The following is a 14,606-nucleotide window of genomic DNA, read 5'->3' as shown; positions in this document are numbered from 1 at the left end:
ATGAGCATCGACGGCGTCAAGCAGGGGACTCGTCGTCCCGACTTCCGCAATTACGAGTTGCAGTTTGGAGCGAATCCGTGGGACGACTACCGCGCGCTCATGCAAGACGGCGGCGTCGCCTATGCCGCCGAGCACAACGGATTCTGGGCCGTTCTTTCGTATGAGGCGGTTCGCGAAGCAGCGGCCGACCCTGGGCGATTCACCACGACGGGAGGTGCGTCGATTCCCCGGACGACCGATCCGGAGTACCCGGCCATCCCGTTGGAACTGGATCCGCCGGACAACCGTGAGTACCGCAGGCTCCTTCAGGACGGATTGCGACCCGCACAGGTCGCCGCATTCGAACCCATGCTGCGCGCGCGCGTGACCGCATGCATCGACGCCTTCTGTGAGCGAGGCGAGGCGGACCTGCGGGCAGAGCTGGGCAAGCCCATTCCCATCCTGACACTGGCCGACCTGCTGGGGCTGCCCGAGGACGACGCGAAAGAGTTCCAGGGCTGGGTCGACGCTTTTGTGAGTGCCGCGTCCTCCGACAACAGCCAGGCGATGCAAGAGGCAGTAGGAAAGATCCTGGGCTACATCCACCAGAAGGTGGCCGAGGCCACCGAACAGCCCGTGCCGGGTCTGCTCTCCGATCTGGTCAATTCGGAGATCGCAGGAGAGCGGCTGAATCCGGGTAAGGCCGCCGGGATGGCATTCCTACTGATCGCCGCCGGAGCCGAGACGACCATCAACGGCATCTCCTCGGCGATGTACACGATCGGGTCGCGGCCCGAACTCAGGGACCGGCTCGCCGCAGACCCCTCGCTGATCCCCGCCGCCATCGAAGAGGTACTGCGGACGGACTCGCCCGTGCATTACATGGGGCGGACCGCCGTCAGCACGTTCGAGTTCCGTGGGCGCACCATGGAGGCCGGCGAGCGGGTCGCGCTGATGTGGGGCGCTGCCAACCACGACGCCACGAAGTTCCCCGATCCCGACAAGTTCGACGTCGACCGCGACGCCCGTGGCCACCTCGCCTTCGGCCACGGAGTCCACCGGTGCGTCGGCGAGCACCTGGCACGGTTGGAGATGAAGGTCTGCATCGAGGAGGTGCTCCGCCGACTTCCCGACTTCCGGACGTTGGATCCGCTCGAGATCTCCCGGGACAGCTTTTCAAGTCGCGGTCCGCGCACGGTCCGCGTCGCGTTCACGCCCGCACCCCGGTCGGGTAACTGACCCCATCTTCGTTTCACGCCACCGACGACGGGACGTGGGCGGGTCTCTCCCGCGGAGGCCCGCCTCCCGTCGGCTGGGCGGTCCACATTTTCAGTTACAGAGAGGTGACACACCATGACCGAGACGATCAGCACGATGACCTATAGCCAGGTGATCGACGGCCAACCGGCGGAGAGCGCCGACTACTTCGACGTGATCAACCCCGCGACAGAGAGGATTGCCGGCCGGGCACCCCAGTGCACCGATGAGCAGATCGACCGTGCCATGGCGGCGGCCGTCGCGGCCTCGCGCAGTGGGTGGCTTCGTGACAAGGCGAAGGTCGCGGAGGCCCTGCACCGGGCCGGGCAGGTGTTGTCCGACAACGTCGATGAGCTGGCCGAGGTGCTCATGACGGAGCAGGGCAAGCCGCTTGAGGCCGCTCGCGGTGAGGTGCTGTTCTCGGCGGCGTTCTTGCACTACTTCGCCGACCTCGAGCCTGCATCGACCCCGCTCGGAGACGGGACGGCCGCCAGGGGCGTGGTTCGCACGCAACCTATCGGTCCGACCCTGGCGATCACGGCGTGGAACATCCCGATCAATCTTGCCGTGGCCAAGCTCGCCCCGGCCATCGCTGCCGGGAACCCCGTTATCCTTAAGCCGTCCCCGTACACGCCGCTGTCGACGTTGCGCATGGGCGAGCTCCTGCGGGAGGTCTTCCCGCCCGGCGTGCTGCAGGTCCTGAGCGGCACCGACGAGCTCGGCCCCAAGCTCACCGCCCGGCCGGAGATCCGGAAGATCACCATGACGGGCTCCGTGGGAACGGGGGCGAAGGTGTACGCGGCCGGCGCCAAGGACCTCAAGCGGGTCACGCTGGAGCTGGGAGGCAACGACGCCGCGATCCTGCTGGATGACTACGACGCCGCGGCGATGAACGAGCCCTTGTTCATGGCCGCGTTCGCCAACACCGGGCAGCTGTGCATCTGCGCGAAGCGGATCTATGTCCCGGCCGAGCGCGTCGACGAGATCGCCGAGGGCCTGGCCGCGGTGGCGGCGACGATGAAGGTCGGGCCGGGCACCGAGCCGGGCGTGACGATGGGGCCGCTGCAGAACAAGGCGCAGTACGACAAGGTCACCGAGCTCATCGAGGACGCGGTCGCCAAGGGCGCGACCGTCGTCACCGGTGGGCAGCGGCTGCCCGGCGAGGGCTACTTCATGGAGCCGACGATCCTCAAGGGCTGCCGTCCGGGAATGCGCGTGGTCGACGAGGAGCAGTTCGGCCCCGTTATGCCGCTCATTGCCTACACCGAGCTCGATGAGGCGGTGGAGCAGGCCAACGGGACCGAGTTCGGCTTGGGCGGCTCGGTGTGGGGTGCCGATGTCGAGCGTGCGGAGTCTGTCGCCTCCCGCGTGTACTCGGGAATGGTGTGGGTCAACTGCCACGGTGAGGGCCAGTACCCCGCGCAGCCCTTTGCCGGTGTGAAGTCCTCCGGCCTCGGCGCCGAGCTGGGCCCGTGGGGGCTGAACGCCGCGAGCGACCTCCGGGTGGACTACACCAACCTCGGGTAGCGCTACCGGCACGTCAGCGTCATTCGAGACCGGCGGCGGGGTCACCAGGCCCCCGCCGCCGGTCTCGCACGCCTCAGCTATCGGCGGGTGCTGGGGTGAAGCTGACGTGCAGAGCCCTGGGGGCCCGGTTCATCGCGTTGTGCGGCAGCATGGTGATGTCGCCGCTGACCTCGTAATCGGGGATGCGGCGCAGCACCTCCTCGAGGGCGATGCGCATCTCCCGCCCGGGCGAGGTGCTCACCCACGCAACGGTGGATGCCGTGTCCGAAGGTCAGGTGTAGGTTGCGCGGCCGGTCGATGTCGAAGACCTCGGGGTTCTCGAACCGGTTGGCGTCGTGGTTGCCGACGCCGAACATCAGCGCCACCACGTCCCCGGCCTGCAGCTCGGTGGCGCGCTCGGCGATATTGTCGCTCAGGTCCTTGATCTGCCAGGCGTCGTCGTCGGGTGGGCCGAGCACCGCGGTGAACGTGACCCGGGGGAGCACGCCCCCGAGCTCGGCGCGCAGGTCGGCGCTGCCCCTCGCAGCAAATCGGTCGATGCACTCATTGACGATCCGGCGCATCAGCGGTTCCCACTTCGTGCTCGCGTCCGGGCCCAACGTGGGCACGAGGACGCCACAGTAGCCTTGTGTTGCAGCGGGTCGGACTCGGTGGCAGCGCCTCAACGTACGGTCGTTGGGGCGGGGATCGACAACCGCTACGAAATGCTGATGACGGCGCACCCTAGCGGCGTGTGGTCGACATTACAATGACCTCGATCTCCCGATGGGTACCGTTGGAACAAAAGGCCGGGTAGGGCGTCCCTACCCGGCCTTCAGGTGTCATCTGTGGCTCGCCGGCCCCCCTTGGGGTGTGGCGTCAGCCAGCCGCGCGCTGGAGGAGGAGTTCACGTAGCGTCGTCTCGTCGACGACGCGCTGCCCGAGCTCGCACCCGCACGCGGGCATCCCCGCCCAGGTGACCGTCCGGCAGTGCTCGCAGCTGCTGATGCCGTCGGGCACCTGCTCGGTGAGGGGGTTGATGAACCGTGCCACGTCAGTTCCTCCTGAACGTTCGAGCGCGCGCGGGCTCTGCTGCACGAGCGCGGATCCAGCCGATCATGACATGCCGCCCGAGGAGTCCCACACCGCACCCTGGACGAAACTGCTCGCGTCGCTGGCGAGGAAGGTCACGACGTCAGCCACCTCCGCCGGGTTGGCGGGGCGTCCCAGCGCCGTACTCTCCAAGGCCAGCCCGAGCGAGCGGGCATAGAGGCCCTGTTCCTCGCCCTCGAGGACGGAGACGAGGCGGCTGCTGGCCATGAGTCCCGGGCAGACCGCATTGATGCGGACCCCGTGCTCGGACAGCTCCCACGCCAGCCCCCTGGTCAGGGCGCTCACCGCGGCCTTGCACGCGGAGTACAGCGCGGCTCGGGTCCGAGGAATGACGCTTCCGATCGAGGAGACGTTGACGATGGCGCCCTGCTTGCGCGGGATCATCACATCTGCCACCGCCCGGGTGGTGTAGACCATCGAATTGAGATTGATGTCGATGATGCGCGAGTAGTCCTCGAGACTTTGCTCGAGGAACCGTCCAGAGCCTCCGCCGCCCATGCTGTTGACCAGGACGTCGATCTTGCCGAAGCGGGACAGCGTGGTGTCGACGAGCTGCGCGACCGCCTCCGGGCGGGTGGCGTCGGCCTGGTGGGCCACCACTTGGGTGCCGTGGCGGGACGCGACGGCGTCCGCCACCTCCGCGGCGGCGTCCGCGTCGAGGTCCGCGACCATCACATCGGCCCCGAGGGAGGCGAGACGGTGGGTGATGGCCTGGCCCAGACCGGGCCCGGCGCCACCGACGACCACGACAGCGCGACCCGTGAGGTCCAGCAGTTCGGTGACGGGGGCGCGACCGCTCGCCTCGAACGTGTTCGCGCGGAAAAGCTCTTCGACAGAACGGCCGGTCTCGCTGATCGCCATGCAGATGCCCTTCGGTTGCGTCGGCCCACCCCCCTGGGAGCCGAGGTCCGCGATCACGAGCGCGGCCCGAGCAGTGGTGTCGGGGGGCCGCACTTGCCGCGGTATTTCGTAGTACGGTACGACTGTTCATAATACCTGGCAAGGGCGCCCGACCGTGAGGCAGAGCGTCTGTACCGTCAGGGCGGAGTTTCGGCCAGCGAGATGGCTCGCCGCGGCGAGGCGTGCGTGGTCAGACTCCCAGCCCAATCGAATCTTGCTCCAGCGAAGGAGATGTCGCGTGGCCCAGTTGTCCGAAGAGGCTCAGCAGTTCCAGGGATGGCCCGTGCAGGGCGGTCCGCCGCCGAAGGGAAGCATTGCCTGGGTGGTCGGTGTCGGCGCGATGCAGGGCACCGGCGCCTCCTTGGCGCGCCGCCTCGCCGAGGGCGGGATGCACGTGCTTGCCACCGGCCGTACCGAAGCGAAGGTGACGGCGGTCGTCGACGACATTGTCGCGCGCGGCGGCACGGCGACGGCCGTTGTGGCGGACGCCGGGTCCGAGGAGGGCATGGCGCCGGCATTGGCCAAGCTCGACGAGCTCGGCCCCCCGACCGTCGCCATCTACAACGCCGGCGGCTCCCAGTGGCGATCCAGCATCCTCGAGATGGACGCCGACTTCTGGGAGAGCGTGTGGCGGACCAACTGCTTCGGGTCCTTCCTCATGGCTCGTGAGGCCGCCAAGCGGATGCTCGGGCGCGGTGGGGCCATCATGTTCACCGGTTCGATCTCCGGGAAGCTCTCGCGACCCAAGCTGGCCGCGTACTCCTCGGCCAAGTTCGGGCAGCGGGCGCTGGCCCAGGCGCTCGCGAAGGAGCTGGGGCCGCAGAACATCCACGTCGCCAACATCATCCCTCACGGCCCGATCGACGGTGACCGGCTCAACTCGGCGTTCCCGCACGCCAAGGACGCCCGCCCGACCGACGGGATGATCGACCCGGACCAGATCGCGGAGACCTTCTGGGCAGTCATGAACCAGCCGCGCCTCGCGTGGACGCTGGAGATGGATATCCGCCCCTATTGCGAGCCGATCCTGCTGTGAGTCAGTACCCAGACCTGCTCTCCCTGCGTGGGCGCGGGGTCGTCGTCCTCGGTAGCGGGGCCGGCATCGGCGGCCAGGTGTGCGAAGCGGTGGCCCAGGCCGGCGGCCGCGTGCTCTGCGTCGATCTCGACGCAGAGCAGGCCGCCCGCGCCGCGGCACGGTGTGGGGGAGAGGCGCTCGCCGCCGACATCACTGACCGCGCCGCGATGGCCGGCGTCGTCCAACGCGCCGAGGAGCTCTTCGGGGACGAGTTCTTCGGGATCGTCGACGTCGTCGGCGTCACCTTGCCGCGCGCGCTGGCTGATCACGACGACGAGTCTGCGCAGCGGCAGTTCGACCTCGTGCTCCGCCACGCGCTGCTCGTCACCCAGCTGGGCATGCCCGCGTTGGCGCGCCGCGGCGGCGGCAGCGTCGTCTTCGTCGGTTCCCTCGCGGGTTGGCGGAGCACGCTGCGGATCGGCATGTACGGCGCGGCCAAGGCAGCGCTCCACCAGCTCGCCAGCGCGGCCGCGCATGAGTTCGGGCCGGCCGGCGTGCGTGTGAACACGGTCGTTCCCGGCCGGATCGTCCAGTCGGGCACGGTTGCGCCGGATCCAGAGGCGCTGCGGCGCGTGGAGGAGGCGGTGCCGTTGCGCCGGGCCGGCGTGCCCAGCGACGTCGCAGGCACGGTGCTCTTCCTCCTGTCGGATCTCGCCGGCTATGTCACGGGTGCCCAGGTGCCCGTCGATGGCGGGATTCACATGGTCTCGGCGTTGCCGAGCACTCAACCCGCCGTCACCGCGAGCCGGTCATGACCTCGTCGAAGGCCACGGCCGTGCGTGTGCCCGGGCCCGGCAGTGGCACCGGGCGCGCCGGCGCGGCGATCCGCCGCGCCGCGCAGAACTGAAGGAGTCAGATGGACGTGCAGCTGCCAGTGGAGGGGTCGGCGACAGGATCGAGGACCGGCCTCGGGAACGTCTTCAAGCTCGATTACGGGCTCGGGCGGTCGTTGAAGGACGCGGGCGAGATCGCCGCGGAGGCCGAACAGGACTGCTACTCCGGCGTCTGGTCCTCGGAATCGATCCATGATCCGTTCCTCCCGCTCCTGCTCGCGGCAGGAGCCACGAGCCGGGTGGAACTGGGTACCAGTATCGCCGTCGCGCTCGTGCGCAATCCCCTCGTGCTCGCGACCACGGCACGGGACCTGCAGGAGTACTCCCAGGGCAGGTTCATTCTCGGCCTGGGCACGCAGACCAAGGCGCACATCACCCGGCGCTTCGGCGAGGAGTGGTCCCGGCCGGTGGCACGGATGCGTGAGTTCGTCTCGGCGATGCGGGCCGTCTGGCACTGCTGGGACAGCGGCGAACGGCTGAACTTCGAGGGCGACTTCTACAGCCACACCTTGATGACCCCCGCCTTCAACCCCGGGCCGTCCACGTTCGGCCCGCCGAAGGTCTTCCTCGCCGCAGTAGGGGAGCGCATGACCCAGGCGGCGGGCGAGGTGGCCGACGGTTTGCTGTGCCACAGCTTCCTGACCCCGGCCTATTTCCGTGACGTCCTCCTGCCCGCGTTGCACCGCGGGCTGGAGTCCTCCGGCCGGTCGATCGACGACTTCGAGGTCGGGATCCATCCGCACATCGTCACGGGCAGCACCGAGGAAGAGCTCGCCGAGCGGATCGCCACGGTCAAGTACGAGATCGCGTTCCACGCCTCGACGCCCGCGTACAGGGCGGTGCTCGACCATCACGGCTGGGGTGACCTGCAGCCCGAGCTCAACGCGATGACCAAACATGGGCGTTGGGACGAACTCGCCGGCCTGATCGACGACGAGGTGCTGCGCACTTTTGCGGTGGTCGCCCGGCTCCACGAGGTCGAGGCCGAGGTGCGCCGCCGCTACGGCGACGAGGTCACACGCATGAGCTGGCGGTTCGCCTCGGATTCCACCACCACCAAGCGATAGGCCTCATCCGCGAGTGCGGGTCGTGGTGGCGCTGGACCGCCGAGTGCGGGTCTTCTCGCCATCCGCGGGTCGTACAACGACCGCAGATGGCGGAACGATCCGCACTCGCGGCGAGCGCGCGTTTCAAGGGCGCCAACGAAGCATTGTTAATGACCCCGACATCTCGTAAGGTGCCAAGCAGTAAAGCTGAATGGGACATTCCGGTCGCAGGGTAGCGATCGAGAAGCAGAACGGAGCTGCTACGTGCCAGCAACCGAAGGACGACGGCGTCTCGAGGACAAGGTCTGCGTGATCACCGGGGCGGGATCGGGTGTCGGACGCGTCGCGGCCCGGCTCTTCGGGGCCGAGGGCGCGATCGTCGTCGCCACCGACCTCGACGCGGAGACTGGCGCCGAGACCGTTGCCGCGATCGTCGAGCAAGGCGGCCAGGCGATCTTTGTACACGCCGACCTGCGCGAGCGTGACAACATCGAGGCGCTCGCCGCGCGGTGTGCCGAGGAGTTCGGCCGTGTCGACGTCCTCTTCAACAACGCGGCGATCGTGGTGCGCGACGACGTCGTGGACTTCGACCTCGAGGCGTGGGACGACGTCATGCGCGTGAACGTCACCGCTCCGCTGCTCCTCGCCCGGGCGCTGTTGCCGCTGCTGGCGGTCGGCGGGTCCGCGTCGATCGTCAACCACAGCTCTATCGACGGCGTCCTTGCCAACCCGTTCGCTGCCTCCTACTCGGTGTCCAAGGCCGCCCTCAACGGTCTGACCCGACTGATGGCCCACTCCTACGCCGGCCACGGGGTACGCACGAACTCGCTGTGCTCGGGCGGCGCCGCCCGCAGCAGCACCGGGGTGACCTCGGTGATGTCCGGTGTGCTCCGGTCCGACCCGGCTTGGGCGGAGCAGGTCAAGAAGCTGGCCACCTCCACCCCCGCGGGACGCTCAGGGACGATGGAGGAGGTCGCCGCCGTGGCCCTCTTCCTCGCCTCCGACGATTCACTGCACGTCAATGGCACAGACCTCGTCGTCGACGGCGGACGCAGTGCCCTCACCCCGGGTACGGCCGGTGCCGTCCCCCGAGCCGCAAGGACGGATGCATGAGCTATACGGACATGATCGCCGAGTTCGCCCTGATCCCTAGAGAAAAGATCCCGGCCAGCGCGCTCGCCGCCGGGCGCAATCTGATCCAAGACACCCTCGCGGCGTCGATCGGGGGCCACGCGGTGCCCTCGAGCGAGATCGTCCGCAAGGTCGTCACCCAGCTCGGTGGCACGCCGACCTCGACGGTCCTGGTCAGCGGCGAGCGGCTGTCCGCCACGATGGCGACCTATGTCAACTCGCACATGGCGAACTCGATCGACGCCGAGGAGACGATCCACTACAAGGCGCACGTCAGTGCCGCCACGGTGGCGCCGGCCCTGGCCGTGGCGGAGCAGGAGGGCAGCTCGGGGCTGGAGCTGCTCGGTGCGGTCATTGTGGGTTTCGACGTCGCCGCCCGTCTGAGCATGTCCCTCAAGGGCCTGACGGCCACCCCGGACGGCGGCTTCCAGTTCGCCAAGATCACCGGCTACTCGGCCACCGCCTTCGCAGCCACCGTGGGCGCCGGCCGGCTGCTCGGCCTGACCAAGGAACAGATGGTCAACGCGATCGGCATCACGGCAGCGAGCACCTCGGTGCCCGCCTCGTCCAAGTGGGGACTCAACCTGCCTCGGCCGATGACGAAGGTCGCGATGTACGGCACCCTCGGTGAGGTCGGCGTCATGGCCGCGTTGCTCGCCAAGGAAGGCTTCACCGGCGAGGTGGACGCGCTCGACGGCGACCGCGGCTTCTGGGCGGCGGCGGGGTCCTTGGAGTCCAACTGGGACGCGCTCAGTGACCGGCTCGGCGAGCGCTGGCTCGTCGAGGAAATCATCTACAAGGCCTACCCGGCCTGTCGGTTCCTGTGCTCGCCGGTGGACATGTTCTACGAGCTCCAGGCCGAGCACGGTTTCTCCGCCGGCGAGGTCGAGTCCATCGAGGCGAGGATTCTCGGCCCGGCGCTCGCCAAGGGAATGGCCGACCCCGAGGTCGAATCCATGGTCGACGGCTGCTTCAGCCTGCCCTACCTGCTCTCCTGTGCCGCGTACGCCGGGCCCGCCGGGCCCGGCTGGCACACCCCCGAGGCCCGCGCCAACGAGCAGATGAAGGCCTTCGCCCGCCGCGTGAGCGTGTCGATCGAACCCGATGCCGCCCCCGTGATGGCGGAGGACCTCACCCGGGACGGATACAACTCCCGCATGCCGGCCAGCATCCGGATCACGGTGGGGGGGAGGACGCTGGAGAAGCGCACGGTGTACTCCAAGGGAGACCCGTACGACCCGGCCTATGCCTTCACCGCGGCGGACCACGAGCGCAAGTTCCGCAACTACTGCGCACCGTTCCTGCCCGAGGAGAACATCACCGCGGCATTGGAAATCCTGGGCCGTCTGGACCAGGAGCCCTCCATCGAGCCGCTGATGTCCGCTCTTGTCGCCACCCCCGTGCGCGAACAGGTCGGAGCCACCTTGTGAGTCGCCTCAAGGGCAAAGTCGCCATCGTCACGGGCGCCGGGCGCGGCATCGGCCGCGCCACCGCCCTGCGTTTCGCCGAGGAGGGGGCCACGGTCGTCGTGGCTGACGTCGACCGGGAAAACGCTGCGAACGTGGCCACTGAAGCTCAGGGGCATGGCACGGCTACGCACGCACATCTCGACGCCGGAGACGAAGACAGCTGGCGGGCTCTCTTGGACACCGTCGCCCGCGAGCACGGCCGGCTCGACGTGCTCGTCAACAACGCCGCCTCCCGCGTGCCGGCGACCATCGACGAGACCGACCTGGAGCTGTGGCGGCGCAACCAACGGGTCAACTCCGAGGGCACCTACCTGGGCACCAAGCTCGGCGCGGAGGCGATGACCGAGGGCGGCGCCATCGTCAACATCGCCAGCGTCGCCGCGTTCGTGGCGGTGCCCGAGTCCTTCCCCTACAGCGCGGCGAAGGGCTCAGTGGTCGCGCTCACCCGGACCGCGGCCGTGCACTTCGCCCGCCAAAACCGGGGCATCCGGGTCAACGCCGTAGCACCGGGCACGACGTTCACCGAGACCATCTCGGAGCAGCTCGCCACCATCGCTGCGAAGCCGGGCGGGCCTTCGGTGGAAGAGTCACTGCAGCGGCTCGGCGCCAAGGTCCCTCTCGGCCGGTGGGCGGAGCCGAGGGAGATCGCCAACGCGATCCTCTTCCTCGCCTCGGACGAGGCGAGCTACGTGACCGGGCAGTGCCTGCTCGTCGACGGTGGCCAGACCTCGGTATGAGGAACAACGACATTCGCCGACCGGCGGCAGGAACAGAAAGCGGAGAGACATGCGCGTAGGGTTCATCGGCCTGGGCGACCAGGGCGAACCGATGGCTGAGGCGATCGCCGAGGCCGGGCATGAGCTGCACGTGTGGGCGCGGCGCCCGGAGGTCATGGCGCCGTTCGTCGAGCGCGGCGCGGTCGGGCACGCCTCGGCGGCCGAGCTCGCCGCCGAAGTCGAGCACCTCGGGCTGTGCGTCGGGTCCGAGGCGGACGTGCGTTCGGTCCTGTTCGATGGCGGGGTCCTCGAAGCTCTGCCCGACGGCGCGGTGGTGGCGATCCACTCCACCATCTCGCCTGAGGCCTGCCAGCGTATCGCCGCAGAGGCTCCGCCGTACGGTGTTGATGTCATCGACGCGCCCGTCTCGGGGGGACGGCGGGTCGCGCAAGAGCGGGGTCTTCTCGTCATGGTCGGCGGCGAGGAAGCGCCCGTGTCCCGCGCGATGCCGGTGCTCGAGACGTACGGCAACCCGGTCCGCCACCTCGGCCCCATCGGCTCTGGCCAGGTGGTGAAGGTCCTCAACAATCTGTTGATGAATGCCAATCTCACCAACTCGCACCTGGTGCTCGAGCTCGGCCGCCATCTGGGTCTCGACCGTGCCGCGCTGCGCGAGCTGCTCCTGCACGGCACCTCGCGCAGCTTCGCCCTCAGCGCCCTCGACGACCAGGTCATTCCCGGGAAGCTGTCCGCCGTGACCGGCCGGAAGGACCTCGCGGTGGCCCGCCAGTTCATTGACGGCGCCGGCTCGCCGGTCGATCTGCTCGATCAGGTCGTGGCAATCGCGCTAGAGGTGCGAGAGCACCTGGACGGGTCGCTGTCGAGCACTGCGGCGCGGTCCTGAGATGCGCGTAGGGTTCATCGGCCTGGGGGACCAGGGCGAGCCGATGGCGGAGGCCATCGCCGAGGCCGGCCACGAGTTGCACGTGTGGGCGCGCCGCCCCGAGGTCGTGGGGCCGTTCGTCGAGCGTGGCGCGGTCGGGCACGCCTCGGCCGCCGAGCTTGCCGCCGAGGTGGAACACCTGGGGCTGTGCGTGGTGGCCGAGGCGGACGTGCGTTCGGTGCTGTTCGACGGCGTGGTCCTCGAGGCCCTGCCGGAGGGCGCGGTGGTCGCGATCCACTCGACCATCTCCCCGGACGCCTGCCGGCGAATCGCCGCGGAAGCGGCGCCATTCGGCGTCGACATCGTCGACGCCCCCGTCTCAGGCCTGCGTCGCGGTGCCCAAGAGCGTCGCCTCCTGGTCATGGTCGGCGGTGAGGACGTCCCTGTCGCCCGCGCGATGCCGGTGTTCACGACCTACGGCACGACCGTGCGTCACCTCGGGCCGATCGGCTCCGGGCAGGCGGTGAAGATCCTCAACAACCTACTGGCGCTTATCAACGTCGGCAACGCCCACCTGGTCCTCGAGCTCGGGCGCAACCTCGGGCTCGACCGCGCCGCCCTGCGTGAGCTGTTGCTGCACGGCACGTCGCGCAGCTTCGGCCTGGAGGTCCTCGACAACGGAGCGTTCCCCGGACCGGTGCCGCTCGAGATCGTGCGCAAGGATCTCGACCTGGCCCGGAGCGTCGTGGCCAGCGCCGCGCCACCGGTTACTGCCCTCGACCGGGCCGCGATCATCGCCCTCGCGGCGTATGAGCACATGGCGGAATCGTGACCACGACGGACCGGGGCGCCGTGCGCCTCCCTGCCGCCGTCGAGGAGCTCCTCGACAAGCAGGCGATCACCGAGGTCCTCGCCCGCTACGCCCGGGGCATCGACCGGGTGGACCCCGAGCTCATCGCATCGTGCTACCACCCCGAGGCCGTCGACTCCCACGGGCCCTGGGAGGGCACGGGGCACGACTTCGCCCGCCGACCGGCCCGGTCGGCGCCGGAGAACAAGGCGAACCACCACGCCCAGTGCCAGACGCTGATCGAGCTCGACGGCGACACGGCACTCGTGGAGACCTACTTCAGCTACCACCGGATCTATACGACGACGGAGGGCGCCGACCGGCTGCAGGAGGGCTTCGGCCGCTACGTCGACCGCTTCGCCAAGCGCGCCGGCGTCTGGCGGATCCTCGCCCGCAAGGTCGTCATGGATGTGACCAGAGAGGGGCCGGTCACCGAGGAAGTCGTCACGGCTCACCACTTCGAGCAGGGGCAGCGCTATCCCGACGACCTCGTCTACCACCCGGAGCGGTTGCCCCGTGAGCAGCGCTGAGCGACCCGACATCCGGTCGTCGTGGCAGCTCCTGGTCGACCGCGATTTCGGGGTGCTGTTCTGGGGCAAGACGGCCTCGAACTTCGGGACCTGGTCGCACAACATCGTCGCGGCGATCGTCATGTACGAGGTCACCGGGTCGGCGTTTCTGGTCGGCCTGATCAGCGTGGCGCAATTCCTCCCGCAGATCGTGCTGACGCCGTTCTCGGGCGTCATCACTGACCGCGGTAACGCCAAGGCGCAGCTCGTCGCCGGCCACGTGGTCTCCGGACTGGGAGCGCTGGGGCTAGCGGGCTGGATCTGGGCCGTCGGCGGCACTGCGAACCTGTCCGGACCCGCCCCGATCCTCATCTCGGCCCTCGTGGTCGGGATCGGGTTCGTGATCTTCGGGCCGCCCAGCCAGGCCGTCGTCCCCTCCCTTGTCCGCCGCGAGGAACTGCCGCCGGCGATGGCGCTCAACAGCGTGCCGATGACCGTGTCGCGCTCGATCGGGCCGGCACTGGGCGCCATCATCGCCACCCAGCTGGGGGCGGCCGCCGGCTTCGCGGTCGCGGGGGCGGCGTTCGTCGCGTGCGGGCTGGCCCTGTCCTTCATCCGGCTACCCGCTGTCGCGCGGTCCGCCGGCGATGATCTCTCCCTCAGGAGCGCGGCGAAGCACGTGTGGCGGGACCGGCCACTGTTTCTCTTGCTCCTGGCGATCACCGCCGTCGGCGCCGCAGCGGAGCCCGCGGTGACGCTCGCGCCGGCGATCACGGAGTTCGTCGGCGGCTCGGCCGCACTTACCGGCTGGATCGCGTCCGCCTTCGGCGGGGGCGCCGCCGTCGGACTTCTCCTGCTGCGGCCCATGCGCACCCGGTACGGCCTTTCCCGATCGGCGACGACGGGGCTGTTCTTGATGGGGGCGGGGCTAGCGGTGGCCGCCCTCCCGTTCTCGGCGGTCCTCTCGCTCACCGGGATGGCCGTCGGCGGCGTCGGGATGACGCTCGGGCTCACCAACGTCACCACCCTCGTGCAGATGCGGGCGCCCGCGGCCATGCGGGGCCGAGTCATGGCCCTGTGGTTCCTCGGGTTCCTCGGAGCACGCCCGCTGGGCTCCATGCTCAGCGGCTTTCTGACTGACATCAGCTCCGTCGCCGTGGCGCTGCTCGTCACGGCGGCCGGCACGTTCCTCGTGGCCTGGCTGTCCCGGCCGAAGGCGCTCGGCGCGCCGCGGCGGCCCCCCCCGGGCGGGGGGCGCACGCCGCCCGCGGCGGCGGTAGGCCGCCTTGCAGGCCTCCGCGAAGTATCGTAGTGTGCAACGAAATCACGTAGAGCGGGG

Annotated in this window: 15 protein-coding genes; 12 read left to right on the top strand and 3 right to left on the bottom strand. The window is 69.3% G+C overall.

Features of this window, described 5'->3' with window-relative positions; translation table 11 throughout:
• Nucleotides 1-1,218 (top strand): cytochrome P450, encoded by a 1,218-nt coding sequence (locus tag ACF0H8_RS19175; protein ID WP_395290446.1) that lies wholly within the window; start codon nucleotides 1-3, stop codon nucleotides 1,216-1,218.
• 114 nt (nucleotides 1,219-1,332) lie between these two features.
• Nucleotides 1,333-2,763 carry an aldehyde dehydrogenase family protein gene (locus ACF0H8_RS19170; protein WP_395290445.1) on the top strand — a complete coding sequence of 477 codons (1,431 nt, stop codon included), beginning with the start codon at nucleotides 1,333-1,335 and terminating at the stop codon, nucleotides 2,761-2,763.
• 77 nt (nucleotides 2,764-2,840) lie between these two features.
• On the opposite strand, the gene ACF0H8_RS19165 is transcribed toward ACF0H8_RS19170, so the two are convergent.
• The 3 genes from ACF0H8_RS19165 to ACF0H8_RS19155 all read right to left on the bottom strand — a co-directional run bounded on the left by ACF0H8_RS19165 (nucleotide 2,841) and on the right by ACF0H8_RS19155 (nucleotide 4,716).
• Nucleotides 2,841-3,326, bottom strand: a complete 486-nt coding sequence (locus ACF0H8_RS19165; RefSeq protein WP_395290444.1) for a cytochrome P450 — start codon at nucleotides 3,324-3,326, stop codon at nucleotides 2,841-2,843.
• Nucleotides 3,327-3,621: 295 nt separating this feature from the next.
• Complete coding sequence (locus ACF0H8_RS19160; protein ID WP_395290443.1) at nucleotides 3,622-3,795, bottom strand: hypothetical protein; 174 nt, start codon at nucleotides 3,793-3,795, stop codon at nucleotides 3,622-3,624.
• Nucleotides 3,796-3,858: 63 nt separating this feature from the next.
• Nucleotides 3,859-4,716: an SDR family NAD(P)-dependent oxidoreductase gene (locus ACF0H8_RS19155; RefSeq protein WP_395290442.1), complete on the bottom strand. Its 858-nt coding sequence runs from the start codon at nucleotides 4,714-4,716 to the stop codon at nucleotides 3,859-3,861.
• Nucleotides 4,717-4,969: 253 nt separating this feature from the next.
• Here ACF0H8_RS19155 and ACF0H8_RS19150 point away from each other — a divergent pair, with 253 nt between their 5' ends.
• The 10 genes from ACF0H8_RS19150 (at nucleotide 4,970) to ACF0H8_RS19105 (ending at nucleotide 14,579) form a co-directional block, all read left to right on the top strand.
• Nucleotides 4,970-5,791, top strand: a complete 822-nt coding sequence (locus tag ACF0H8_RS19150; RefSeq protein ID WP_395290441.1) for an SDR family NAD(P)-dependent oxidoreductase — start codon at nucleotides 4,970-4,972, stop codon at nucleotides 5,789-5,791.
• Nucleotides 5,788-6,585 (top strand): SDR family NAD(P)-dependent oxidoreductase, encoded by a 798-nt coding sequence (locus tag ACF0H8_RS19145; protein ID WP_395290440.1) that lies wholly within the window; start codon nucleotides 5,788-5,790, stop codon nucleotides 6,583-6,585. Before ACF0H8_RS19150 ends, ACF0H8_RS19145 begins: the two co-directional genes overlap by 4 nt.
• Nucleotides 6,586-6,686: 101 nt before the next feature.
• Nucleotides 6,687-7,730 carry a TIGR03617 family F420-dependent LLM class oxidoreductase gene (locus ACF0H8_RS19140; RefSeq protein WP_395290439.1) on the top strand — a complete coding sequence of 348 codons (1,044 nt, stop codon included), beginning with the start codon at nucleotides 6,687-6,689 and terminating at the stop codon, nucleotides 7,728-7,730.
• Between the two features lie 243 nt (nucleotides 7,731-7,973).
• Nucleotides 7,974-8,822 carry an SDR family NAD(P)-dependent oxidoreductase gene (locus ACF0H8_RS19135; protein ID WP_395290438.1) on the top strand — a complete coding sequence of 283 codons (849 nt, stop codon included), beginning with the start codon at nucleotides 7,974-7,976 and terminating at the stop codon, nucleotides 8,820-8,822.
• A complete protein-coding gene (locus ACF0H8_RS19130; protein ID WP_395290437.1) occupies nucleotides 8,819-10,270 on the top strand; it encodes an MmgE/PrpD family protein in 1,452 nt (483 codons plus the stop codon). Before ACF0H8_RS19135 ends, ACF0H8_RS19130 begins: the two co-directional genes overlap by 4 nt.
• Nucleotides 10,267-11,046: an SDR family NAD(P)-dependent oxidoreductase gene (locus ACF0H8_RS19125; protein ID WP_395290436.1), complete on the top strand. Its 780-nt coding sequence runs from the start codon at nucleotides 10,267-10,269 to the stop codon at nucleotides 11,044-11,046. Before ACF0H8_RS19130 ends, ACF0H8_RS19125 begins: the two co-directional genes overlap by 4 nt.
• Before the next feature lie 49 nt (nucleotides 11,047-11,095).
• Nucleotides 11,096-11,929, top strand: a complete 834-nt coding sequence (locus ACF0H8_RS19120; RefSeq protein WP_395290435.1) for an NAD(P)-dependent oxidoreductase — start codon at nucleotides 11,096-11,098, stop codon at nucleotides 11,927-11,929.
• A 1-nt stretch (nucleotide 11,930) separates the two neighbouring features.
• Nucleotides 11,931-12,740, top strand: coding sequence for an NAD(P)-dependent oxidoreductase (locus ACF0H8_RS19115; RefSeq protein ID WP_395290434.1), 810 nt, complete (start codon nucleotides 11,931-11,933; stop codon nucleotides 12,738-12,740).
• Nucleotides 12,737-13,288: a nuclear transport factor 2 family protein gene (locus ACF0H8_RS19110; RefSeq protein WP_395290433.1), complete on the top strand. Its 552-nt coding sequence runs from the start codon at nucleotides 12,737-12,739 to the stop codon at nucleotides 13,286-13,288. Before ACF0H8_RS19115 ends, ACF0H8_RS19110 begins: the two co-directional genes overlap by 4 nt.
• Nucleotides 13,275-14,579, top strand: a complete 1,305-nt coding sequence (locus ACF0H8_RS19105; protein WP_395290432.1) for an MFS transporter — start codon at nucleotides 13,275-13,277, stop codon at nucleotides 14,577-14,579. Before ACF0H8_RS19110 ends, ACF0H8_RS19105 begins: the two co-directional genes overlap by 14 nt.
• Nucleotides 14,580-14,606: the final 27 nt, after the last annotated feature.

Origin of the sequence: Georgenia sp. AZ-5 (assembly GCF_043952095.1) — a bacterium.
Classification (GTDB): Bacteria; Actinomycetota; Actinomycetes; order Actinomycetales; family Actinomycetaceae; genus Georgenia.
This window is presented reverse-complemented; position numbering and strand designations above follow the sequence as displayed.